General features: G+C 42.5%; 18 protein-coding genes and 1 tRNA gene. 5 read left to right on the top strand and 14 right to left on the bottom strand.

Annotation, left to right across the window (positions count from 1 at the left end; all coding sequences use genetic code 11):
• Positions 1–2: 2 nt before the first annotated feature.
• From AC5JP1_RS03780 to AC5JP1_RS03765, 4 genes are all read right to left on the bottom strand, one after another.
• Positions 3–1,646: a BCCT family transporter gene (locus tag AC5JP1_RS03780; protein WP_493843187.1), complete on the bottom strand. Its 1,644-nt coding sequence runs from the start codon at positions 1,644–1,646 to the stop codon at positions 3–5.
• Positions 1,647–1,742: 96 nt separating this feature from the next.
• A complete protein-coding gene (locus AC5JP1_RS03775; protein ID WP_493843186.1) occupies positions 1,743–4,250 on the bottom strand; it encodes a CoA transferase in 2,508 nt (835 codons plus the stop codon).
• A gap of 237 nt (positions 4,251–4,487) precedes the next feature.
• Positions 4,488–5,978: a CoA-acylating methylmalonate-semialdehyde dehydrogenase gene (locus tag AC5JP1_RS03770; protein ID WP_493843185.1), complete on the bottom strand. Its 1,491-nt coding sequence runs from the start codon at positions 5,976–5,978 to the stop codon at positions 4,488–4,490.
• A 74-nt stretch (positions 5,979–6,052) separates the two neighbouring features.
• Positions 6,053–7,234, bottom strand: coding sequence for an iron-containing alcohol dehydrogenase (locus tag AC5JP1_RS03765; protein ID WP_493843184.1), 1,182 nt, complete (start codon positions 7,232–7,234; stop codon positions 6,053–6,055).
• Between the two features lie 242 nt (positions 7,235–7,476).
• Here AC5JP1_RS03765 and AC5JP1_RS03760 point away from each other — a divergent pair, with 242 nt between their 5' ends.
• The gene (locus AC5JP1_RS03760; RefSeq protein WP_493843183.1) at positions 7,477–8,250 is read left to right on the top strand and encodes an IclR family transcriptional regulator; all 774 of its coding nucleotides are present in this window, start codon (positions 7,477–7,479) and stop codon (positions 8,248–8,250) included.
• A 252-nt stretch (positions 8,251–8,502) separates the two neighbouring features.
• On the opposite strand, the gene AC5JP1_RS03755 is transcribed toward AC5JP1_RS03760, so the two are convergent.
• On the bottom strand, positions 8,503–9,399 hold the full coding sequence (locus AC5JP1_RS03755; protein WP_493843182.1) for a 3-hydroxyacyl-CoA dehydrogenase: 897 nt from the start codon (positions 9,397–9,399) through the stop codon (positions 8,503–8,505).
• A 1,520-nt stretch (positions 9,400–10,919) separates the two neighbouring features.
• On the opposite strand from AC5JP1_RS03755, the gene AC5JP1_RS03750 reads away from it, so the two are divergent.
• From AC5JP1_RS03750 to AC5JP1_RS03735, 4 genes are all read left to right on the top strand, one after another.
• Positions 10,920–13,457 (top strand): type ISP restriction/modification enzyme, encoded by a 2,538-nt coding sequence (locus tag AC5JP1_RS03750; protein WP_493843181.1) that lies wholly within the window; start codon positions 10,920–10,922, stop codon positions 13,455–13,457.
• Between the two features lie 21 nt (positions 13,458–13,478).
• Positions 13,479–14,644 (top strand): IS3 family transposase gene (locus tag AC5JP1_RS03745; protein WP_493842780.1). Its coding sequence is split into 2 segments (ribosomal slippage): positions 13,479–13,737 and positions 13,737–14,644, totalling 1,167 coding nucleotides; the frame shifts between segments, so codons are not numbered across the junction.
• A 30-nt stretch (positions 14,645–14,674) separates the two neighbouring features.
• Positions 14,675–15,457 (top strand): type ISP restriction/modification enzyme, encoded by a 783-nt coding sequence (locus AC5JP1_RS03740; RefSeq protein WP_493843180.1) that lies wholly within the window; start codon positions 14,675–14,677, stop codon positions 15,455–15,457.
• A 108-nt stretch (positions 15,458–15,565) separates the two neighbouring features.
• Entirely contained in the window at positions 15,566–16,000 is a 435-nt protein-coding gene (locus AC5JP1_RS03735; RefSeq protein WP_493843179.1) for a hypothetical protein, read from the top strand.
• A 187-nt stretch (positions 16,001–16,187) separates the two neighbouring features.
• Here the strand turns inward: AC5JP1_RS03735 and AC5JP1_RS03730 are convergent, their stop codons facing one another.
• The 9 genes from AC5JP1_RS03730 to AC5JP1_RS03690 all read right to left on the bottom strand — a co-directional run bounded on the left by AC5JP1_RS03730 (position 16,188) and on the right by AC5JP1_RS03690 (position 24,178).
• Positions 16,188–18,467: a YfjI family protein gene (locus tag AC5JP1_RS03730; protein WP_493843178.1), complete on the bottom strand. Its 2,280-nt coding sequence runs from the start codon at positions 18,465–18,467 to the stop codon at positions 16,188–16,190.
• Between the two features lie 290 nt (positions 18,468–18,757).
• The gene (locus AC5JP1_RS03725; RefSeq protein ID WP_493843177.1) at positions 18,758–19,051 is read right to left on the bottom strand and encodes a hypothetical protein; all 294 of its coding nucleotides are present in this window, start codon (positions 19,049–19,051) and stop codon (positions 18,758–18,760) included.
• Complete coding sequence (locus AC5JP1_RS03720) at positions 19,048–19,332, bottom strand: helix-turn-helix domain-containing protein (RefSeq protein ID WP_493843176.1); 285 nt, start codon at positions 19,330–19,332, stop codon at positions 19,048–19,050. The genes AC5JP1_RS03725 and AC5JP1_RS03720 overlap by 4 nt, the downstream gene beginning before the upstream one ends.
• Before the next feature lies 1 nt (position 19,333).
• Complete coding sequence (locus AC5JP1_RS03715; RefSeq protein ID WP_493843175.1) at positions 19,334–19,636, bottom strand: helix-turn-helix transcriptional regulator; 303 nt, start codon at positions 19,634–19,636, stop codon at positions 19,334–19,336.
• Positions 19,637–19,754: 118 nt separating this feature from the next.
• Complete coding sequence (locus AC5JP1_RS03710) at positions 19,755–20,834, bottom strand: hypothetical protein (protein WP_493843174.1); 1,080 nt, start codon at positions 20,832–20,834, stop codon at positions 19,755–19,757.
• Between the two features lie 184 nt (positions 20,835–21,018).
• Entirely contained in the window at positions 21,019–22,503 is a 1,485-nt protein-coding gene (locus AC5JP1_RS03705) for a tyrosine-type recombinase/integrase (protein WP_493843173.1), read from the bottom strand.
• Positions 22,504–22,702: 199 nt separating this feature from the next.
• Positions 22,703–22,778, bottom strand: a tRNA-Arg gene (locus AC5JP1_RS03700).
• A gap of 68 nt (positions 22,779–22,846) precedes the next feature.
• Entirely contained in the window at positions 22,847–23,647 is an 801-nt protein-coding gene (locus tag AC5JP1_RS03695; protein WP_493843172.1) for a hypothetical protein, read from the bottom strand.
• A gap of 72 nt (positions 23,648–23,719) precedes the next feature.
• Positions 23,720–24,178, bottom strand: a complete 459-nt coding sequence (locus AC5JP1_RS03690; RefSeq protein WP_493843171.1) for a hypothetical protein — start codon at positions 24,176–24,178, stop codon at positions 23,720–23,722.
• Positions 24,179–24,355 lie beyond the last annotated feature (177 nt).

Below are 24,355 nucleotides of genomic sequence, written 5' to 3'. Positions count from 1 at the left end.
GATTATTCATCGACTGACTTTATGTTGTCCACGTTATCGTGACTGGTGTCGTAGAGAATGGCTTTTATAAGCGCTATGCCCATCAGTACCATAACAAAGCTAAAGGGCAGGGCACCAATAACCATTGCGGTTTTGATCGCCCCTAAGCCACCACTGATCAGGAGCACGCCAACAACCAATGCCAATATGACGCCCCAAAAAATGATATGTGGACGACCTTTTGGACCTTCGTTACCGCCTGAGTTGATCGTATTGATGACCAAAATGGCTGAATCTAACGTGGTCACTAAGTAAGTTAGGAGTAACACTAAAACCAACAAAGCCATTGCCCAAGCAGCAGTTGGCGATAGCATGACATCGAGCATCGCTAGTAATTGAGACTCCTGTCCTACGCTTGATATGGCATCCGTACCACCTAGCGTTAAGTCAATCGCGGTACCGCCCACAATTGAAAACCAAATAAAACACATGAGCGCGGGGAGAACGACCGTACCAAGTAGATAAGCGCGAATACTGCGACCCCGTGAGATACGGGCAAAGAACACACCAACAAAGGGACCAAAAGCAATCCACCATGCCCAATAAAACACCGACCAGTCCTTTTGCCAGGTAGCAAGGGTCTCGCCAACAGGTGTGCCATCTGGCTGCCAAACGGTCACGAGCAATTCTGGCAACGCGACAACATAGTCAAACAAACCGACGAAAAAGGACTGTAAGCCAAAGAATGTTGAACCAAAGATTAAGAAAAATGCAAAGAGAATAACACTTAAACCCATATTTAGGTTGGATAGCCATTTAACCCCTTTGCCGAGACCAGAAAGTGCTGAGAGTGTGGCAACGCCAACGATAACAACCAGCGCGACGATAATCGCTGCTGCTGACGATTTTCCATCAGTGTTGATTAACCAATCGCCCATACCGACACGGTGCATACTAGACACAAACTGCTCAACCCCAAATCCTAGTGTCTGAGCCACGCCCAAAATAGTCGCAATAACGGCGACAATATCGATTGCATCACCAAGCCTGCCGGAGAGTCTTTTGCCAAATAACGGTGCAAGTCCTGAACGGATAGTAAGCGGTAATTTGCGCCGAAAAGAAAAGTACGCCATCGACAGACCGACTAAGGAATAACAAATCCAAGCACTAAAGCCCCAATGTAGAAAAGCCCACTTGTAGGCGTATCGCACATTATCAGCATCATAACCAGTTGCCATGCCTTTGATGACTTCAGGATTATTGGCAAAATGATACATGGGCTCTGCGGTCGCAAAGGTCAACATACCCACACCAATGCCTGCGCCGAAGATCATAGAAAACCATGAAAAATTAGAGAACTCAGGCGTGTCACCTGAATCTCCCAAAATCAGCTTGCCATAGCGTGGGATAAATGCCAAAAGCATCGCTAAAATCAAGAAAGAAGCGACGGCTAAGATGTACCATGTCGAGAAGTGATTGAGTAAAAAACTATTGATCGAACCCAATACGGTCATCGAGTTTTCAGGAGATATGACAGCCCAAACAATGAGTAGGCCAAGTAATATTTTAGCGGTGATGGTAACGTCTTTGTTAAACCCTTCATAAAAGCCTTTGGTTGCGACCTTTATTGGCAGTTTGGTTAAAGGGGGTTTGTTTTTATATCTCATGACTAATCCTTTAGATGATATCTCTTTGCTTAAGTGAACACCAAGTTCCACAATCCTTTGGGTCACTTGGTGCTTTTTTGTGGGCTAAATTTTGATTTAACTTGGTAAAAACTCATCACCCCAACTGTCACTCAAACTGCCACTGGCGATACCCGCTTCGATGTCCGCCTCACTATAGCCAAGATCTAGCATGATTTGGCGGGTTGATTTGCCGAACTTTTCAGGTCTAGAAAGCGCGTATATTTTGCTATTAGAGGGTCTAATGGCATAGGGGTCAAGCTGCGTAACTCTATGACCACTTGGATGGTCTTCATAAATTGAGAAAGAGTAACTACCACGATCAGTGCCTGGCGTGTTGTCTGCCGGGTGACTGTATTCGGCACGCAACGCATTGATATCTGCACAAATGACCGCTGCAATATCAGCCGCTTGCAAGCGTTCTATCCAATCATGAGCGGGTGCTTTTTGGAAAATATTGGATAAGAAGGCCGCGCGGTCATCTTTGTCGAGCTGGCTAAAGCCTTCCAAACCTTCGACTTTCTCAAAGTTTTCGACGTCGCCTTCATAAGCGTTCAGTAGCAAATAGTTCCCCGAAGAGGTGTAGTAAAAACGCGTCAATTCATCGTAACCGTTGGTCTCTCGGCCTGAGGGTTCTTCGAACAAACCCCGTTTTTCAAAGTCATAGCAGTATGGGATTTGTAACAACGCGCTGTTTGCGACTAATGAGGTACGACCACGCCCAATTTGGCCTGTACGATACTTTTGATAGAGCGCTACGCCAATGCTCATTGCACCGCCAAAACCGCACATAACATCGATGGTACCGACATGCGCATGTTCTTCAGGCGTATCCATAGCGCCGCCGCAGCGTAACATGATGCCAGTAGACGCCTGAACGACATCGTCATAACCAATGAAGTCACTGCATGGGCCTTTGCGAACGCCACTGAAACAATCTAGCTTGCAGAAGATCGCCTCAGGGTTTAATGCTTTTAAACCCTCAGTATCCAAGCCCATTTTTTTGATTTGTGTGTCTGTTGCATTCCAAACAATGACGTCAGCGGAACGAACCAGTTGTTCGAATACGTCCCGTCCTTGTCCATAACGAATATCAGCAAGTATCGACTGCTTGCCTACCATTTGAGACATACCGTAAATAACGGTGTTCCAGCTATCGTACAGTGGTGACGCAGGATCGAGCTTGATGACCTCTGCACCAAACCGTGCCAAGTAAGCTGCTGAATGCGGTCCGGCAATTACATTACATAGATCAAGAACTTTGATACCATCTAGCCAGCCATAGGTCTCATCACTGTCTTTCACTGAAGGCAGCTTGGTCTTGATGCTCTTTAGTTTTTTAAAAGCCTTATCAAAATCTATAGGCATCGGCGGTTTGGGTTGCAGCATTTGTTCGCCGCACTCTTCAAGCCACACAATTGGGCCTGGCTGAATCATCTTGCCATAGGTGGGGTCTTCGACTTCGATCATCAGTCCTGTGGTTTCGGCATGATCATCATGGATCCACTCCTGTAGCCAACGTTGGGGCGCCCCAGGTATACCGCGTTTCCCAAAGATCTTTTGCCACTCTTTTGAGGTGCGTTTCAAGAAAGCGCCTTTCATTTTTTCAGCGATATGATCTGCCCAGTATTTTGGCATCGGATAAACACCAAGCGAGGTATCAGACTGCCACTGACTAGAAGGTACATAAGTATCCTCCTCTTCAGTTAACCCTTCCTCAATTAATTCATCGTACAACCCTAAAACCTCTAGGCAACGCTTTGCATGATGTTTGTGGCTGGGGCATACCACGTAAAACATACGCCCGTCTTTGCACATATAGCTGCGATAAAAAGGATCTAGTAATTCTTGTAGCTCTTCATAGCCCATGTTCATTGGAATGCCTTCGACACGGCGGCGTTGAATCTCAACCTCACGCTGAGTCAAATAGCGCTCAGGTAAGTCCTCGATTTCTATCGAATTGTAGCAGAGACCTTCCATGACAGCCGCTGCAAGCGGAACCTCAATGGCGTCGCCAAGCCCGGTGTTTTCACGAGCTTGTAGAGCAAAGACAACGGCAGAGCCTGCCAGCATGGCACCATAAGCAGAAGGTAGCGGTAGCGGCGAAAACGATGGGTTGATACCCATGAGTACGCGGTTGAGCCCCATGTCAGTAAACACCCCTGAGCTTGCTGAGATGATACTCTCATACGCACGAAGCTCACGGCGATGTTCATCGTTTGAGGCAAATCCAGGAATCGATAAGGCAATCAGTTGTGGACGTTTTTTGCGAAGTGCTACCAGATCAAGCCCCATCTCTGCCATTTTTCCAGGGCGAAAGCCTTCAATCACAATGTCACTTTCCAAGATCAACGCTTCAGCTTGCGCCACGCCCTCAGCAGTCTTAAGATCGATTTTTAGCATTAATTTATTGCGGTTTAATACGGCATTAGCCGGACTGTGCCATTTTGGACCTGACGGCGGGTCTATATGAACCACGGTAGCGCCGAGATCGCCAAGCATCATGCCAACAGCAGGACCTGCAATATATTGACCAAAATCGATGACTTTGACACCTACGAGTGGTAATTCAAAAGTTTCTCGCATAGTTATCTATCCTTAGAATATTATGGTGTTACTACAAAAAGCCAGAACGTCATGGGGTTTGATAGCCGATACACTAGAGGCCATCAAACTGACATAAGAGACCATCAAACTGACACAGTCAGAGTGCTCGCTATCTATCCACGAGTGATGTGGGTAAGACGCAAGCACCAGTTTTTGACATACTATGTAATGTTTTTGAGAGCAACGGTGAGGTGGTGCTCTTAAGAGGTAATAGGGTTAAGTGGGCATGGAGAATTGCTTCTCATCTCTCACTGCCGTGCTCGGCCAGCGCTGAGTGACGGTCTTGCGTCGAGTGAAAAATCTCACGCCGTCTGGTCCGTACATGGCCAAGTCGCCAAATAATGAGCGTTTCCAGCCACCAAAGCTTTGTGATGCTACGGGTACGGGTAGCGGGATATTAATACCGACCATGCCAACTTCAATATTGTCAATAAAGTGACGTGCCGCTTCACCATCGCGGGTGTAGATACATGTACCATTACCGTATTCATGGTCATTAATAAGCTGTATTGCCTCGGCCATGGTTTGTACGCGCATGACTTGCAGTACTGGACCAAAAATTTCAGACTTGTAGCTGTCCATGTCTTTTGTGACATGATCAATCAGCGTTGGACCAACAAAAAACCCATCTTCATAACCTTCTGGTTGAACATCAGAGCCATCTGCAACTAAGGTGGCACCTTGATCGGCAGCACTCTTGATATGCTCGACGACTTTAGATTTATGTGCCTTGGTAATGACAGGGCCAAAGTCGTTATTCTTCTCTGAATGGACGCCAAACTTTAGCGCTTCGATAGCTGGCTGTAGAGCGGCAATCATCTTATCCGCAGTTTCATCACCGACAGCCACAGCGACAGACAACGCCATACAGCGCTCACCTGATGAGCCAAAAGCAGCACCAAGTAATGAGGTCACGACATTATCCAAGTCCGCATCTGGCATCACGATCGCATGGTTTTTTGCACCGCCTAAGGCTTGGCAGCGTTTGCCTTGTGCCGCTGCGGTCGTATAGATGTATTCAGCGATAGGGGTAGAGCCGACAAAGCTGACTGCTTTGACATCTGGATGATGCAAAATAGCATCAACCGCTTCTTTGCCACCATTGACGACGTTGATGACGCCTTCTGGAAGCCCTGCTTCATGTAGTAGCTGCGCGATAAACAGCGTAGAGCTTGGATCACGCTCAGATGGCTTTAGGATAAAGGTATTACCACAAACGATCGCCATCGGAAACATCCACAGGGGCACCATAGCAGGGAAGTTGAATGGTGTGATACCAGCCACAACACCTAAGGGGTGAAATTCACTCCAAGAGTCTATATCTGTACTGACATTACGACTGTGTTCCCCTTTTAATAACTCAGGTGCACCGCAAGCGTATTCGACGTTCTCAATACCGCGCTGTAGCTCACCTGCCGCATCATGGACGATTTTGCCATGCTCTTCACCGATCAGGCGGCAAATCTCATCTGCATTTTGCTCGAGCAATGCTTTGAACTTAAACATTACGCGTGCACGTTTTAGTGGCGACGTTTTGCTCCACGCTGGAAAGGCAGCCTTGGCGGCAGCGACCGCTTCGCCGATGGTTTTTGCACCACCTAACTCAACTTTTTTGCTGACATCGCCCGTTGAAGGGTTGTAGACGTCTTGAGTTTGGCTGTCATTGTTGACTAAGCTACCGTTGATGAAATGACCGATAGTTTGCATAGTTTATGTCCTTTAAACAGGTATGTTATTGGGTGGTCGATAGTAAATGGGTGTAATGTTGGTATCACAGAGTGCTAGGCGTGATCTGTGCTGCTGTCATCCCACAGCATGGTATAAAGCTGAATCATTTCTTCTAAATTGGGTATGCGTGGGTTGTTATTGGGTGAGCCCGATGCAAATGCTTGCTCGCACATGGTATTGACGAGCTTGTCAAAGTCGGCTCGCTGCACACCAAACTCTGCCAATGTGGGCACATGCAATTCTTTGTTTAAGTTTTTGAGAAAGTCGATTAAACGGGTGTTGGCGTCATCATCTGTATCACTAGAGTCAGCGACGCCTAATGCACGTGCGCAGTCAGCATAGCGGTCGGGCGCACTTGAGATACCAAATTCGGTAATCGTTGGCAGTAGCATGGCGTTCGATAGACCATGTGGCACATGGAAAAACGCACCGATCGGACGGCTCATACCATGTACGAGCGCAACTGAAGAGTTGCAAAAAGCGATACCAGCCAAGGTAGAGCCGAGCATCATGGTCTCGCGGGCCGTGTCATCTTTGCCGTCATGATAAGCCGTTTGGATATTGGGTCCAATCAGACGCAGTGCCGCCAATGCTTGCTGATCGCTATAGGCATTTCGTTTGGGACTGATATACGCTTCGATGGCATGAGTCATCGCGTCAATGCCTGTATCTGCAGTAGTGCGCGGCGGTACGCTAAGCGTTAGGGTATAGTCGATAATCGCTGCTATAGGCATGAATCCCATACCCACGCACAACAGTTTTTCGTTGTTCTCATCATCAGTGATGATGGTAAAGCGGGTGACTTCTGAACCTGTACCAGCAGTTGTTGGGATAGCGATGATAGGTAAACCAGTTTCATCGACTTGACGAGGAAACTTATAGTCACGCATGACCCCGCCAAACTTACCCAGTATTGAGATAGCTTTGGCGCTATCGATAGGGCTACCGCCGCCTAGTGCAATAAGACCATCATAGTCTTGCGCTTTGACTTGTGAGACACCTGCGCTGATAGACATCTCAGTAGGTTCTGGAACGGTGTCCGAAAACACATCAGCACTGATTTTCGCTTCTTCTAAAATGTGTTGGATATTATCGACATAGCCAAGTTTGACCATCATATCGTCGGTGATAATCAGGGGTTTTTTGATACCCAAACTCTTTAATATCTGCGGTAGCTTTTGGCAAGCATCGCGTCCAATCTCCATGGTCCTTGGCAGAAGGATACTGTGCGACATAATTACTAATCCTTGTATTAATGACTTCCATTATCAGCTTGCTAGGTCGCTTATTTATCATGCGTATTACCGGCACAATCAATCATACCTAACAATTAAATTTCACATAACGATAAATATTTTCTCGTTATGTGAAAGGTAACAGAATATGTTTGTAATGACAAGACGCAAAAGCATAAATTTTATCGTTATAATGAATAAATTTATTTGCTGAGCGTCAGCTACAAGTTTTGGAGTAATTAATGAGTGAGGCTAAAAAGAAGAAAGGATCGAGTGTTGAACGTGTTTTACAGATTGTAGAGGTGCTGGCAAGCTCTCAAAGACCAATGAGTGTCAGTGATTTATCAGAAACCTTGGAGGTACCGGTACCCAGTATGTATCGATTACTGGATCAATTGCAGGGTCTGGGGTTTATACAACTAGACCTGCCAGGGAAAGTCACTTGCGGAAAGCGCACGTACAAGCTTGCTATGAACTTGTTGCAAAATAGTGATTTTAAAAATGAGCGATTGGCAATACTAAATGAGCTATCAGCGAAGATAGGAGAGACAGTTGGTATTGCGATTTTGCAAGACTTAGATGTGGTGTATGTTGATCGCGTCATGTCAGACTGGCCACTACAGATATTTCTACCGTCCGGTACTCATGTACCCGTGTGGGCCAGTGCCAGTGGCAAGTTACTACTGGCACAGCTGTCAGATGACAAATGTGAGCGTATCATTGAAAAGATGTCGATACATGCGCTCACGACCCATACCCAAACGGATAAAAAGCAACTCATGCAGACAATTGTAAAGACACGTGAGACCGAGGTGGGCATAGATAACGAAGAGTTTATTCCGGGGATGGTCGCCTGTGCGGTGATGATTCCCAATGGCGAGCAGCAAGCATTTGCCACGTTGTTTACTCATGGTCCAACTGTCAGAAAAAGTATGGATGAGTTACTCAGCTATGTGCCGTTGATGCAAGAAGCCGCGAGTGAATTGTCTGTTATCTTTAACCAAAATTATGAATAGGTCAGCAGTTGATGACATCGAGTAGTTGATATCATCAGTAGTTAATGAAACAGAGCAGCGAGCTTCGATGCTTTAAGAAAACGCTACCACTTAAGGTATAGACAACAAAGAACCCTTGTAGTATTTAATCTACAAGGGTTCTTTGTTTTTCAAATAGTCATCAGTGCAGCTCTACCAGTCTACCAAGCTAATAGTCTACTAAGCGATAACTGGTGGAGTTACCGCTTTATTTAGCAGAGTTTATATTCTTTATTATTTCAAAAAATCAGGACTCATAAAGGCAGGGTTTGGATAAGTGTAGAACCCTTCACCAGTTGCGGACCCTAGTTTGTTTTGATCAATCAACTGCTCTTTTAAATATTGAGCAGCTTTGAACCTTACCGGGTTTTGAGTGGCTTCAGCAGATATTTTGGTGATGTTATAGGCAGTGTTGATACCGATAGTGTCCAATATGGCAAATGGACCTGACGGCGCGCCAGTGACTATCATCCACGTCTTATCTATCGTATGCGGATCGGCAACCTCTTTTGCCACCAATTGCAAAGCTGCATCTATAAAAGGCGCTAACAAACTATTCATGATGTAGCCAGGCTGCTCTTTATCTAGCGGCGTTGCCACCATACCAATGGCAGTAGCAAAGGCAACAACATCATCAAATACTTGAGGATCTGTGCCAGGATGTCCCATGATTTCAGCGACATTGTGCATCCAGATTTTATTGGCAAAATGTAGCGCTAAAAACTGGGCAGGGCGGCCTGTTGATTCTGCAAAATGGCTAGGAAGTAAGGTTGAAGTATTGGTGGCAAATATGGTTTTCTCTGGGGCAAGCTTAGCAAGTTTTTCGTAAAATTCGATTTTGATCTTAGGGATTTCGGGAATGGCTTCAATCATGAGATCAGCATCTTTGACTGATTCTGCTAGATCTGAAGTATAGCTCAGATTGTCAAAGGCCTTGTCTAACTGCTCTTGAGTTGCTCTCAAGTCTTTTCGAAAAGCCTTACACATCAATTGAAATTTTGATTTTGCCTTTTCTAATACCTCGTCATTGATGTCATAGACACTGACATTAAAACCATGAAACGCGGCTTGAAAGGCAATTTGGTAGCCTAGGACGCCGCTTCCCGCGACAGTTACATTCTTATACGTCATTGTAGTCATTTCCTAAATATAGTGGATATAAGTTGCTAGATAAATGTCTAGAACCTACAAACCTATTATTAGATTGTTTTGCGCGATTATTCAACCTTAATTTTTATCAGTGTACTGAAAACATTGCTAGTTAAGCACCCGATATGCGAACTTATCTTGACTTTTATATTGTCAAAAAATTCAATAATTTGCTGAATACATTGCTAGCTTCACACCTAATTATTTTGTGATAACTGAAGGCTAATCTAATATCATGATGACACTTTTAATGACTGTTGATGTCAAAAAAACTATTAATAAAGTTATGGAGAAGGGAAGAGGGTGGTATGGGTATTAAGCGATATATTAGTAATTCGCTACCAAATTAATGGTGATAAAAGAGTGGGCATTAGTGCTGTTGGGTAGTAATAGGCAGTCAACAAAGAGAACCATGGAATATGAGCGGGATAAAACAGGCTGAGATAAGGAGGTGTCTAAATACAATGATTGGTGCGCCCACCACGCTTCAATCTTTAAGATGTAAACCTTTATTAGTAAGGGTTATGGTTATTAATATTGTTACATGCACAACATTATGTACAACATTTTGCTATCGCTACTCTGTTATTTCGCTATTGAGATTAATAAAGATTGATTACAAATAATATTCTTATCTGTGTCATTTTTTATCGTAGAAGTGGAATATTTCTTAATATATAAACTATGGCAAGATAGTATTAGTTGAGTCCTATTATCTGTCACAGACTAACTATAATTAATTGCTTGCAACTTGTTGTCATGGGGGCATGTCGCTGATAGCTGCACACGCTCAATAATGCCGATAAAAGCTAAGCGTTTTTCACGCGTTTTCTATGCGTTTGTGCTTATCAATTCATATTCCAACTATCCGAAAATATACCTTATCACTGCTACTGGTGGGCCTATTAGGCGCTGTAATAGATGCACTCAGTCATGGACGTACCTTATTAATAGTTAGTATTGCACACGCAATAGTGGCGCTTAAATTTGTGCGTTTATTATGCGTTTCATTGCATCGTTTCCAGTGAGTTTTATGATACTTGCCAGCATATAGCGCGTTTGCAGTACGATTATTAGCATCACAAATCACGGCATTAGCTCGCAACTATTCGCACTTACTCGTAAAAACTGAAGTAGGTTTGTGTACTAAAGACACTAACCTTTGGGTGCACAGTGACGACTGGTATTGGAATATATTGTTGTGAGCTACTGATACTAAAATTAACTTGTACTTTGTTTACATGGGGTTGTTTTGCTAAACGCTCTTGGTGCGTTGTATTTATACTTTGATAGTAATGAAGTTATCTAACTAATTTGTACTAGCGTTGATAGCCATTTAGCTTGATTCAATCAAAAAGGAAATCTTAATAGTGAATATGCTATTGCCAGATAATCCAGTTTAAAACAGTCCTAAATATATCCCACGTTCCAAACTAATATTGATAGAATAATTGCTGTCTCAAATTTCAATCAATAGCCTTCCAATATACTAAGAATATTCTATGTCTAACTCTATTCAATCTGTCGCTAACTATGTCAATAAGATCGCCCAACGCATTAAAGCTGGTCATACCTCTGAGCACAGCTTTCGTGGAGATCTTGAAATCCTTATCAATACGCTCGTGCCAGCAGTCAATGTCACTAATGAGCCTAGTCAAATTACCGATTGTGGTAACCCCGACTTTTTAATCAGTAAAAAAGATATTCCTATTGGTTTTATTGAAGCTAAAGATGTTGGCAAGGATTTAAGCTCTAAACTGTATAAAGAACAGTTTGATCGTTATAAAGCCGCACTTGATAACTTGATAATCACTGATTACACGGTGTTTGAATTTTATGAGTATGGCGAGCTTAAAAAGACCATTCGTTTGGCTTATATTTCAGAGAACGATAAAAACTATGAAACTTCTCTAGTAGGTAACGTGCACTGTGAAGAAAACTACGAAACCTTTATTGAAACACTAGAGAGTTTCTGTGGTTATGAAGGTCAAACCATAAAATCTGCTCAACGTCTTGCAGTAATGATGGCTGGTAAAGCAAGACTACTCGAAAATACGCTTTATCATGCATTGACCAGCGATGAAAAGTCAGATGATAACTCAGACTTACGTGATCAGTTTGAGACTTTTAAGACGGTCTTGATCCACGATTTAACACCCATAGATTTTGCTGATATTTATGCACAAACATTAGCTTATGGAATGTTTGCGGCGCGTTTGCATGACGACACGCTAGATACCTTTAGCCGCCAAGAGGCTGCTGAGCTTATCCCTAAGACTAATCCATTCTTAAGAAAACTTTTCTCTCACGTAGCTGGGGTTGATATTGACGACCGTATAAAGACCACGGTAGATAATTTAGCTGAAGTTTTTAGAGCTACCGATGTAGCGGCTATTCTGCAAAACTTTGGTAAAACGACACAAACACAAGACCCTATCATTCATTTTTACGAAACCTTTCTAGCTGAATATAACCCAAAGCTTCGCAAACAGCGCGGTGTTTGGTACACACCTGAGCCAGTTGTACAATTTATTGTCCGTGCAGTAGATGATATTTTGAAGTCTGAATTTAATTTGGTAGATGGTATTGCAGATACCAGCAAAATAGAAATTGAAAAACAAACACAAACCCCTGATAGTCGAACCAAATCAGGTTTCAAAACTATCAAAGAGTTAGTGCATAAAGTACAAATACTTGATCCTGCCACCGGTACAGGCACGTTCCTTGCTGCCGTTATCCAGCATATATTTCATAGTCAGTTTGAGAATATGGGCGGTATGTGGAGCAGCTATGTTGAGCAAGATTTATTGCCACGCTTACATGGTTTTGAGCTACTGATGGCAAGTTATGCAATGGCACATCTAAAGCTTGATATGCTACTTGCTGATACAGGGTATGAACCGATCAAGCCCAAACGTATGCAGGTGTACCTCACCAACTCATTGGAGGAGCATAATCCTGACACAGGGACGCTATTTGCTGGCTGGCTATCGGCTGAGGCGAACGAAGCCAATGCCATAAAGCGCGATGCACCAGTGATGGTAGTGATTGGTAATCCACCGTATGCGGTGAGTAGTACCAATAAAGGAGAATGGATTGAGAGCTTAATGACTGATTATAAAAAGGACTTGAATGAACGCAATATTCAGCCTTTATCAGATGATTATATTAAGTTCATCCGTTATGGTCAGCACTATATAGAGAAGAACGGTGAGGGTATCTTAGCTTTTATCACTAATAATAGCTTTATCGATGGTGTCATTCATCGCCAAATGCGTAAGAGTTTATTAGAAGCCTTTGATAAGGTTTATATCCTTAACTTGCATGGCAATGCTCGCAAGCAGGAAACTGCACCTGACGGTAGTAAAGACGAAAATGTCTTCGATATTATGGCTGGTGTATCTATTAATATTTTCGTGAAAAATAGTAAAAGGCAAAAAGGTGAATTGGGCAAGGTTTTTACCTATGATTTATTTGGTAAAAGAGAAGATAAGTACATAGAACTTAATAACTCTAGCCTTAACAGTATTGACTGGGAAAAAGTTGATATAGAAGCTCCAGAGTACTATTTTATAAAGCAAGATACTAAAGTTTCTGCATCATACAGGGAGGGCTTTCAAGTAACTGAGCTTATCAAATTTAGTTCTAGCGGTACAAAAACTCATAGAGATTCTTTTTTAATTAATGCTAAAAGAGACGTTCTAGAAAAAAAAGTTGAGGTCTTTTTTGATGAAAGTAATAGTGATAATAATGTCCTAGAGTTTTGTGATTTTAAAGCTAAAGCTAGTTGGCTTCATGAAAAAAGAAAAGGAGAAAGTGACAGCAGTCTATTCCAAAAAATAAGCTACCGTCCATTTGATACTTGTTGGATATATTACTCAAACGATTTAGTTGAAAGATCTAGAAAAAATACTTTGCACCATATGTTGAGAGATAATATTGGCTTAATTATGGTGGCTCAACCACAGGTTGCAAATAGTGACTTTTTTGATTGTTTGAGCTATGCTGAAGAAACCGTACAAGTAAACTTGGTAAACTAAGCATATTAATCGGAGTTTATCATGGTCAAGAAAATAAGAACCTATAGCACAGAATTTAAAGCTGAAGCCGTTAAGAAGATATCAGACAATAATGGCAATATCTCAGCGACTGCAAAGCAGCTTGGCATCGCCATGCAAACCTTATCGAACTGGAACAACAAAGCCAATCAAGGCAAGCTGATTGGCACAGAGCAATATGATCCTGATCTCATGAGTGCTCTTCAAGAAATAAAGCAGCTCAAGCGGCAGCTTAAAGTAGCCGAAGAGGAGCGAGAGATATTAAAAAAGGCGACGGCGTACTTCGCGAAAAACAGCTAGTCAGGTACGCCTTCATCAAAGATAACCAGCACTTCTTTACCATCACCACTATGTGCCGCGTGCTAAGGGTTAAGCATTCAAGTTACTACGACTGGCTGAGTCGCGATATCAGCGAGCAGCAGATACATCGCAACCATTGTGAGCTACTCGTTAAAGCCGCTCACAGTGAAACTCATGAGCGCTATGGTGTTGAGCGTCTGCATGCGCATCTAAGTGAGCAAGGTCATAACATCAGTCCCTACATGGTCAGAAGCATCAAAGAGGAATACAGCATCAAATGCCGTCGCCACAAACACTTTAAAGTCACCACCGACTCCAATCACAACAAACTGGTCTATCCAAACGTGTTGGATCAAGAGTTTGATGCCAGTCGCCCTAACCAAGCGTGGGCCAGTGACATCACCTATATTTGGACGCTTGAGGGCTGGTTGTATTTAGCGGGAGTCAAAGATTTATATACCAAAGAGCTGGTCGGCTATGCGATCAATAAGCGAATGACCGCAGATCTAGTATGCAAAGCATTGAACATGGCCATCAAGAATAAACAACCAAGCAAAGGGCTAGTCGTTCACTCTGACAGAGGCAGTCAGTACTGTAGCCATGCTTACCACAAGATCATCAAGCAGCATCAGTTTACAGGTTCAATGAGCGGTAAAGGCAACTGCTTTGACAACGCACCCATAGAAAGCTTCTGGGGCATATTGAAGAACGAGCTAGTATATCACCAAGACTATAAAACAAGGTTTGCAGCTATCAGAGATATCATTGGATATATTGAGTTATATTATAATCAGACTAGGATTCAAAAGGGTTTAGGCTATAAATCGCCAAGACAGGTGTGGTTTGATTATTATCGTCAGGCTGCGTAATCAAAATCTCCCAAGTTTATATATACGGGATTGACGGCAGGGGTCAGTTTGTTTATAAGTAATATGATTACAGATACCAATTTTTATCGAAGAGGTGGACCAAGTATATTTCCACTTTACCTATACACAGACCTGAAAACTGTAGGGCAAAATAAGCTGTTAGATTCAGAAGGTCAAGACACGCCAGCTCGAACGCCAAATCTTGATCCTGAAATTGTGGCAGACATTGCTAAAGCTGTTGGATTAACCTTTACCAGTGAAAAGACGGCTGAGGCTGACACGTTTGCGCCGATAGATATTCTTGATTATATCTATGCCGTATTACACAGCCCGACATATCGTGAAACTTATAAAGAGTTCCTTAAAATTGACTTCCCACGCGTGCCTTATCCCAACGATGCCGATACTTTTTGGCAGTTGGTCGCACTCGGTGGCGAGCTACGCCAAATTCACTTATTAGAATCGTCAAAGCTTGCCGCACAGATTAAGGCGCTCAGTCTTGGCTATCCAATAGTGGGTGATAACAGCGTCACCCGTAAGATGACCAAGACCAGCGTTGGCTTTGAGCCTGACGAAGTAGATAGCAGCATGGGTAAAGTTTGGCTTAACGATACTCAGTATTTTACCAATGTACCTTTAGTGGCATGGGAGTTCTATATCGGTGGCTATCAGCCTGCGCAAAAGTGGCTAAAAGACCGCCGTGATCGCATGCTAGACCATCATGATATTAAGCATTACCTGAATATCATTGCAGCTCTTAGTTTGACTAATGAGATTATGCAGCAAATTGACACGATAGATGTCGTCGGATAAGTGAGCGAGTGCGATCAACGAGAGATTGCAGTGTTTTTACTATGAGCTGTAGTCTCTAACTCTATTATTCCTCGATTTGTTGGTTATATGACATAGTTGTAGATGCTTATGTATAAACTTTTAGAAAAGATAGAGCAAGCCATACCTCTTGGTGGGTTTTGGATAAGTGTACTTATATTATCGGCAATCACTAGTTTTATATATGTTCAGACGAATGACAAGGATGATTTGTCTTGGGCTTGGCAACTTTATCATGAAGAACTAGAATTGAGAGAAGAAGTAGGAGATGATGTCTATTCGATATGTAGGGATGGAACAGTTTTCGAGGATTATAAAGCTGATCAGTTAGGTGGAGGATGTTGGAATAGTAAACATGGTGGCTCTTACTACGACCAAGATTTTTCAGATAAGGAGCTTTCAATAACTCCAGACCAACGGTTACATTCAAATAATATTACTTTGGCAATTCTCTATTTTATTGGAATACTTATCTTAATTGAGTTAGCTCCTAATATACACAGGTTCTTCTTTCTTAGGAACTAGCGTATAACTTTATTAAGTATGTTCGCTTTGGTATAAGGTAGCAGGTGATCACGCTTGTCTTTGAACAGCACATCTATAATAGCTATCTCGATTAGTCATTGAATAGATACTTACATCACTATAAGTATCAAAAAAGGGCGTTATTTATTTATAATGCCCTTTTTTTGTACTGCCAAAACTGACGAAACTAGATGAAACTCTTTAACTTAGGGTTAATCCAGTAGCGTTCTGTCGGTCTGCCGCCTTGCCCTGTGCTTTTGACTTCCTTATAGGCGAGCCAGTCATGTTCTATCAATACGTCTATAGCAGTTTGAACAGCATTATCATCAGTTAAACCCTTCCAGTTCTTGCGCTTAAGACTGCGAGCAGTAAAGCCGTGACTAATCCAATCGGTTTTGTCGGTTTTGTCACTTGGCTTTTTAAGCATTGCCAGTATTTTATTAGATAATAAAGACGCTTTGAGGTGTGAATTATCAGTAATACAGCTATACACTCTCAGCATGTGTGTTTCTAACATATCACCCCATGCAATGGCTGCCTTTAGTGCATTTAGACTAACTCCACCTAAACGGCTGCCAATCTCGATACAGTCCACTAAATGAAATATCAATGCCAGTGCTGGTATCAGCCTGCCATATTTAAGTAAGTGCTGGGCTATGACTTCATGTTCTGCATCATCAGCTTTGGCTTGTAGTGCATCGTACCAACCCATAAAGACGTTATAAGCATCATCAGCAAAGCGGAAGTAAGGGCGCTTGTAATACTCGTTTGGCTTATTAGCGCCATAGCTGGCAAGTTTGCCTTCAAACAGTCCATCAGCAGCTATAAACAACTCATACACAGCGTCACGGCTTTCTTTATTTACTGCTATATCTTTTTCTTTACGTCTTGGCAGTGGGTCAGGGTAAACCATCATCTGAAAGCGTTGCATTAAGCCATCGTTGCCTAACCCTCGCATTGTCTGTTCTAAGTACATCTCTAACTTGTCGGGCTGTATGCCACCCATGACAGATAGACAATGATTTTCGATGAATAGTGAACCGCGTCCTATTCTATCCACCATTTCGCTGCCTGTGCCATTGAACCCTGATAGATAAAATGCCCTTTGTTCTTGCTCACTGTCCTTTTCAAGGCTGGCTAAAAACCCTGATAGCTCATCACGAAACTGTAACACGCCATTGTTGTTTTGGTTCTCGATTTCACCAAGCTTTTCCATAGTAATATTACCTACCATGTGTCGGCGCGGTATGGGTATGCTTTCATCTTGCTTTTTGCTATCTGCTATAAAGGCAGCTTTTTGTCGCAAGTCATCATCAGTCACTTTGTCAGTGCTGTCATCGTCATCAGTTTGACTAGCCAGCGTATCAGCGAGCTTCTTTAGCTCCTTTTCGGCTATCTTGGCTTTACTGTCATTAATGAGCTTTTGGGTCTCATGCTCCTGTTTATTCAGCTCATAGTCTGCCCGTGCTTTGCTGACTAGGTTATCAATGGGCTTCATTGCTTCTGTAATCGATGGGCTTTTTTTACTAGATGGCTTGCCTATAACGGCGCCCCATAAGTTAGGCACTATATCCCAGTTATCATAGCGCTTCGGCATAATAGCCACCTTGGTACCAATAACGCTGCCTAATGCTACTACTAGGGGTACAGCTACAAACTCAATCGGTACGCCTAGACGTTCAGCGGTATTGATAGCATAGTTATATAGAGGTTCAGGTAGCATATCTCTAGTTATGCTAGTCACTGGTGGCAAGGTGTGATTGATAGGTCTGGGGTCGGGCCAGCCTAATTGTGCTAACTCAATAACCTGTGTGTCAGGATAAGACAAAATCTCTGCATAGCTTATATTGGCTTCAACATGCGCCATCATTGGCAATTCAGGAATAACCATTTTGACGTTATAACCTGCCAGCTGCTTAGACATTTTGTCTTTGTGACTTATATCTGGGAATATCGTTACTGCGGCATCTTGTGCAAAGTGCTTGACGCTATCTATAAACAGATGCGAGGTTGGGCTGACTAAAACGGTTACCTTATTGCATAGGAAGTGGCTTGCCATAGCTACCGCGTCAACTAAGTCATCTACCATAACTAGCTCATGCCCAGCTGTAGGTACACCCAAAAATGCAGCACACAGCTTGCTGGTATCGGTCACATGATATCTACTGTGGTCGGTCACGTTCGGTCTGATACATAACAGGCTGACCGTTTCATAATCTTTATTCTGTAGTGGTAGCGCCACTGTCCCTGTAGTCTGTTGATAGACTGCAGCATTATCTCCAGCTTTAGGAGCAATCTTTGATTGAATATCTAACAAAACATTGCTTTCAAGCAGATGGTATAATTCACTTAATAGCTTATCGTCCTGAAGCACTTGTTCGGTCACTGGTGCATGGTCACCCAATACGCTATTAACGCCCATGTTGTCCGCATGGGCTTTTTTATTGGCTGTGGTTTGAGTGGTCATCAAGTCCCCCTTGCTTGCGACTGGTTCGGCTGGCGCGTAGCTCTATATTTCTTATAGCAGCTTTTGCGCTTGGCATACTTACGGCTATCCTTTGGCTGTGGGTAGATTTTCATAGGGTTGCCATCCTTGCAAAGATTACAGGTTCGTTTGGCTGGCACGACATTAATGACAGTAGCAAGCTAATAGTTGCTACCCATGCCATGAAGATGATAGAGCTAAGCAATAAGCCGCTTTTGCCAGTCCGCTTGCAACTGTGTGCCCCGTGATGGGGCTTTGAGTTGGTTTTGGTCTTATCGTTTCTCATAAGGATTCATCTCCAATTCAGGCATCAAAATAAGCTGCTCCATAATGCCTTCGCTTGTTTCCTCAGCATGTAGGCTTATTTTAAATAAAGCGGACTGTACAGCTGCTAAAACGCCCTTGCTAGTGTGATCGTCTGCTAGTGCTTGGTTTAAAGTGTTGAGTGCATGACCTAAGTTCTCACACTCCATTGAATAGCTCTGAATATAATCATCTACTAGACTAAGCGTATGGCTATCAACTGCGACTAAGCGCGGCGGTAGAATGTCATTTGATTGGCTCATGGGGTCACCTTACTGCTAGATAGTTCGCTTTCAAGTAAGGTCTGTTCATCGAGCCAATAGACCGCGAACCATTTATCATTATGCTTGACCATTTCACTTTGAATAAGCAGTCCTTCCGCTCGCAAGTCATATATGCGAGGGGCTAGACTTGTAATTCTATAAAGGCGGATAGAGTCCCATATAGTGATAGGTGCGCCTGTCATTAGGTGCGCTCTGATTATCTCTATTTGGGTCTTGGGAGCTGGCTCGTTGGTGATGGGGGCAGTGGTTGAAGTCATCATATTAAGCCCTCTCTGTCGTATCAGTAGTGGCATGACTGTCTAAAGTCTCGGTATGACTCTCTAGCCAGCGATTAATATCAGACAAGCGCCATAGACTCGCCCTTCCAATCTTTAAAGGTTTTGGAAATTTGCCTTCATTGATAAGGTGGTAAATATGCTTAGCACTAAAGCCGGTGATACCGCGTGTGGCGGCTTTTGCGGTGATGGTGCGCTGTTGACCTGACTTTGCAATGTAGGTCTTAGCGGTTCGCGCTGGTTGATTGGCAAGGTCTGCCATTCTTAGGTACTGGTCGATAAGTGTCATGATAGGTCACTCCATAGCGGGGTTGGTTATGGCCAGTAATTGGCTTCGCTATGGAATGAATGTTACGGGGTGATAAAGATGCTTTGTAGATGGGAGTACTAGTAGTAGGGGGGTAATTCTAGAATTTGGGAGTATTTTCGATAAGTGATTGTATCTCAGGTGATACTTTATCTCGTATTTTCTGCAAAATCACTTTACGCTTTTCTTTTTCAGGTTTGGTGTTTCCGTAATCGTGTTGTGCGCATCTGTCAGTGATTGCTGTTGGTACTAAGTTAGACTCTTTCAACCAGTCATCAACTTGATTTTCTGTTAAGTCAAAATTAGGTAAAAGCTCTACTACTAATCTAGCTACTTGTTTTCGCATGAGCAGATTAGTTTCTTTATCGAAAGTCCATATTTTTCGAGATAAAGGCAATACGATATTTTTCATATAGAATGTATATTTTTGAATAGGCGTCAAACGTTCATATTTCTCTTTATCTGTAATAATCTCTTTAATATCTTCTGTTATTTCTTTAGTTGGTTCTTTACTCTCTTCCGGCGTTAACTCGCCAGATGCTGCCCATTCAATTACTTTACTTATATTTTCTCTAATAGCATCCGACTGTTGTCTATAGTATTCCTCTTGCTCTAGTGTAAGTTTTTTTCTGTTATTTTTGACTTCTTTCAGTGTATTATCACACCAGATAGTACCAATATGGTAAAGGGAATTTTTACTTTTTGGCTTAGCTTCAATGTTGTCACATAGATAAATACGGTAAACATAATCTTTAGCTTTTCTAAAATCTATATCAAACTTTTTTATATAATCTAGCTTGTAAAGTTCTTCAATATTGAGATAGAAGTTGGGGGAAACTAGTTTATAGTGTTGTTCATTTACAAAGCCATCTTTCCAAGGGCTACTATCATCACCTTTTTCTTCCATAAATTTCATATATGCAAAATAAGAATGATAACCATCAACAGTAATCTGATTAAAGAACCTTTCTATGTTTTTATCAGCCCCATATTTTCGCTTACCCTGCCACACTCTATAATGACGGTCCACTTCGTAAGATTTAATATCTTCAGAAAAATAATTGTAAAGTAACCATGAAGTAACGTCTTCTACTGTTTCTTCTTGAGTAAATGCAATATAGAAAAGAAAATTATCAATAGATACATATTCATTATCAAAGACCATTTTAGGCTTATCCATTAACCCCATCATCCGCACCCTCACACCCTTGAATCAAGATAGGAGCAAGGCACTGACAGCTAAGGGTGCGGTTGCTGTCGTTCGGGTAATTAGTCCTAGCCTTGCAATCGATTATGACAGCGATTGATGCTATCAATATCAGGTTGCCAGCGTAACGCTGACGATAGTTAGTAAAACGATGTTGTTAAAGCTGCTCGGCAAGTTTGGCTAATACTTCTGGCGATACGCCTTGTGCTTGTAAGCTCTTTATCAGTATGTCCTTGTCATGTAGCGCTATATCAGTAGCTTGCTCGTTACGGCTATCCATTTCTTTATTGAGTTGATCAGGCGTCAATAAATCAAAGCTGACCGCTTTGCCAGCGCGTAAATCATCAAGATGATTCGCCCATTTATTCATCATCATTTGTCGCTCGGCTAAATGCGCTGATAAGTCGTAACGCTTTTTGACGCTTGACTGTTCAAGATGGGCTAATTGTATTTCTATAAGGTTCTGACTAAACTGCAACTCGTACAATCCTGTGCTGGCAAGCTGCCTAAAGCCATGACCTGTCATCTTAGGGTAGGGGTCGCCTGTGTAACCCATGCGTTTGAGTGCTTGATTGAACCATACCTCACTATAGGGTTGACTGCGTTCAAAGTTATAGAACACGTAACCCGTCTGCTCCGTTAGGGGACGCATACGCTCAATAATAGTCATTGCTTGCGGTGACAGTGGAATGATGTGGTCTTGACGCATTTTCATCTTATGCGCTGGTATGCGCCATACGTTTTTATGATAATCAATCTCTGACCATTCAAAGAACCTGAGCTCTTTAGTTCTAACAAAACACAGCGTCATTAGCTGCATGGCTGCCACTGTCTGAAGATGTCCGTTGGGGTTATCTTTACCGTAGTTGTCGATATTGCGGAGTAGGTCAGGGAATTGGTGTTGCTCTACTGCTTTCATGCGTTCGGCTTTGTGCGGTCTAAGCGCCTTACTACGTCCGTAAGCCACATTGATAATGTCATAGCCTAGTGTATTGATAGCATACTCAAACACTGACGTTATAAACGCCACACTCTTATGGGCGGTGTCAGTTGTCAATTTACCTTGCTGCTCAAAGTAAGTTTGTACGGCTAATCCTGTCTTGATCACATCTTGAGCCGTGATAGCTTGAATAGGGTAGTCACCGATATGCGGCGCCACATGCTTATCTAGATAGGTTTGAAGTTTTTGCACGTTTTTGGGTGTGGTGTCCGACTTATCATTGATATAGCTTTGCGCTATCACATTGAATAAGTCTTTTTGCTCAACATTATTCTTGTGCTTGTTCTTATCAATGGCAGGGTCAATACCATCAGCAAGTAATGCCTTAGCTTTATCACGCAAAGAACGGGCTTGTTTAAGGCTAACATCAGGTTTGAACACGGTATCAACATTTTTCTTAGATGATCTATATGTTCCAATATGAAAGGTTTTTTGTTTGGGCTTAATATCTTTATCTGATTGATAACGATAAGTCATTACCCAGTACAGCGAACCCTTCGGATCGTGTACTAGATGAAGGCTATCACCATCACTGTATCTTTTGCGTTTGGCTGGTGGTGCAAGCTTAGCAATAGCCTTCACACCATTGACGTTTAATAGGTAGTTTTCGCGCTCAGCCATTGCCACACCTCGATTAGCCATGATTAATAATTACCATGTACAACAATAGTGCGATTTGTGTACAACAAAATAGCGGTAATTTCATTTATGTACATCAGTATGTACAACATTGTAGAGGTGCTAGTAGGTAATGACAAGTGTTTAATAAAGACTGATGCTTAGGTATGATAGGGTTTAGGGAGGTTTTAAGTAATGCAAGGTTATGTCTAAATACAATGATTGGTGCGCCCACCAAGACTCGAACTCGGATCGATCGCTTAGGAGGCAACTGCTCTATCCTGTTGAGCTATAGGCGCATTATGGAGTGACATTGTAGAAAAAAGCAGTAACAAAAGCAATCAGCAAAAAGGTAAATACAAATAATTTATTGCGATTCGCTATTACCAAGCGCATCAGCGACATTTACTGGGTTATTACCGGATGCCTTGCTCGCCTGCGAAGAGGGTTCAAATAAGTCATTTACACTGTTCTCATAGCCATTGATATTATAGTACTCGTATTTTTCTAATATAGTTTGACCAGCACTTGAGAGTAAAAAGTTACGGAAACTAACGGCAACAGGATTATCGGTCAAAACCACACCTTCAAGTGCTTGATCATCTTTTAGAGCATAATTGAAAGAGGTTAGCGTGCGTGCTTCTTTGTTGGTGCTATTGGCAGTAATGTCAGCCTTATCAGCCTTATCGTTATCCGTATTGCTATTGACCGAATTAGCACCTGTTTGATTTTGATTACTACTATGTTGAGTGGCCTTTAGCTTGTCTTGTAGGGGCGAGAGACGCTCTTTGGACAGCTCGTTATTGGCAATAATAATATCTGTATCAGAGATAAGATCAGAGCGTTCGTCGTTCGATATCGTTAGTAACGTATTAGCAGGAATATAATTCGCCAAAACTTGTATATGTGGATAGCGAGACTCAAAGCTTACAATAATGTCATCTATCGGTACTTGTAGGCTTTGTTCTGCACGAATAGAAAGCGTACTCTCAGGGGAGATATCTGTGCTTTCTTCATTTGTGGCAGGTGCAGGTTGCTTCTCACTGGTCATGATAGGCAGTGGATCTGTGTTTTTGTGATTACTGGTCCACAACCAAGTAAAGAGAGCGATAAAAATTGCTACTAGCAGTGAAATTAGTCCAACCAGTAGCAGTTTGTAGTCTTTCATATATTACTGCTCTCTATCTATTAATGGGGTCATCTTAAAATTTGTATCAGGCACTATATATTAGCGTTGTATTCAAAGCTTGTGATCCATAACCTCATCAGTTAACTCGGCCAACATATCTGCAAACACATCTTTTTCCATGGAAAATGATGAAATAGTCTCGCTATCAGTCACTTCTTCAGAGCTCATGCCTTGATGGGCTGCTAATGGTGACTGACCTGTTGTAAGCTTATCTTTTAACCATTTAAAGCCATGTGTCTCCCACCACAACTCAAAACGCAATAATGTGCTACCACGCACTGCGGCAGGTAAGTCTAATGTGCGTAGTTTTTGTGCCAGTACAGGGTCGCTAATAGCTTGATGAATACTAAGGTATAGTGAGCGACTATCATCAACATACGGACGCCTGTTTTGCCATGATCTGTCATCGATTTTCATACGTGGTAGGCACCAAAGCTCACCACGATAATAAACAACGTACGACCGCTGCTTAGGATGGACAAAAATAGCATCAATAGGACGTAATGGCATAATATTCAATTACCCTGTAAAAAGTATCGTTTTAGTATAGGGTGTAACAGCTGATTTGAAAAAAGCCACGCCCTTCATCTTTTCATAATCAAAACACTTGTAACTATGCTCATGCTCAATGCGACAATAGATGTCGCAAGATATTATAATACTGGTATTTATACTAGCAAACGATAA

It is taken from the genome of Psychrobacter sp. H29 (genome assembly GCF_059073055.1).
Note: the sequence above shows the minus strand (reverse complement) of the source record. Positions and strands in the feature narration are given on the sequence as shown.

Coding starts and splice junctions, on each gene's coding strand:
- AC5JP1_RS03775 (WP_493843186.1), bottom strand. CDS start 4,250: ATGCGAGAAACTTTTGAATTACCACTCGTAGGTGTCAAAGTCATCGAT.
- AC5JP1_RS03715 (WP_493843175.1), bottom strand. CDS start 19,636: ATGACACTTATCGACCAGTACCTAAGAATGGCAGACCTTGCCAATCAA.
- AC5JP1_RS03695 (WP_493843172.1), bottom strand. CDS start 23,647: ATGAAAGACTACAAACTGCTACTGGTTGGACTAATTTCACTGCTAGTA.
- AC5JP1_RS03690 (WP_493843171.1), bottom strand. CDS start 24,178: ATGCCATTACGTCCTATTGATGCTATTTTTGTCCATCCTAAGCAGCGG.
- AC5JP1_RS03710 (WP_493843174.1), bottom strand. CDS start 20,834: ATGGATAAGCCTAAAATGGTCTTTGATAATGAATATGTATCTATTGAT.
- AC5JP1_RS03750 (WP_493843181.1), top strand. CDS start 10,920: ATGTCTAACTCTATTCAATCTGTCGCTAACTATGTCAATAAGATCGCC.
- AC5JP1_RS03765 (WP_493843184.1), bottom strand. CDS start 7,234: ATGTCGCACAGTATCCTTCTGCCAAGGACCATGGAGATTGGACGCGAT.
- AC5JP1_RS03730 (WP_493843178.1), bottom strand. CDS start 18,467: ATGACCACTCAAACCACAGCCAATAAAAAAGCCCATGCGGACAACATG.
- AC5JP1_RS03705 (WP_493843173.1), bottom strand. CDS start 22,503: ATGGCTAATCGAGGTGTGGCAATGGCTGAGCGCGAAAACTACCTATTA.
- AC5JP1_RS03725 (WP_493843177.1), bottom strand. CDS start 19,051: ATGAGCCAATCAAATGACATTCTACCGCCGCGCTTAGTCGCAGTTGAT.
- AC5JP1_RS03720 (WP_493843176.1), bottom strand. CDS start 19,332: ATGATGACTTCAACCACTGCCCCCATCACCAACGAGCCAGCTCCCAAG.
- AC5JP1_RS03760 (WP_493843183.1), top strand. CDS start 7,477: ATGAGTGAGGCTAAAAAGAAGAAAGGATCGAGTGTTGAACGTGTTTTA.
- AC5JP1_RS03770 (WP_493843185.1), bottom strand. CDS start 5,978: ATGCAAACTATCGGTCATTTCATCAACGGTAGCTTAGTCAACAATGAC.
- AC5JP1_RS03755 (WP_493843182.1), bottom strand. CDS start 9,399: ATGACGTATAAGAATGTAACTGTCGCGGGAAGCGGCGTCCTAGGCTAC.
- AC5JP1_RS03735 (WP_493843179.1), top strand. CDS start 15,566: ATGTATAAACTTTTAGAAAAGATAGAGCAAGCCATACCTCTTGGTGGG.
- AC5JP1_RS03780 (WP_493843187.1), bottom strand. CDS start 1,646: ATGAGATATAAAAACAAACCCCCTTTAACCAAACTGCCAATAAAGGTC.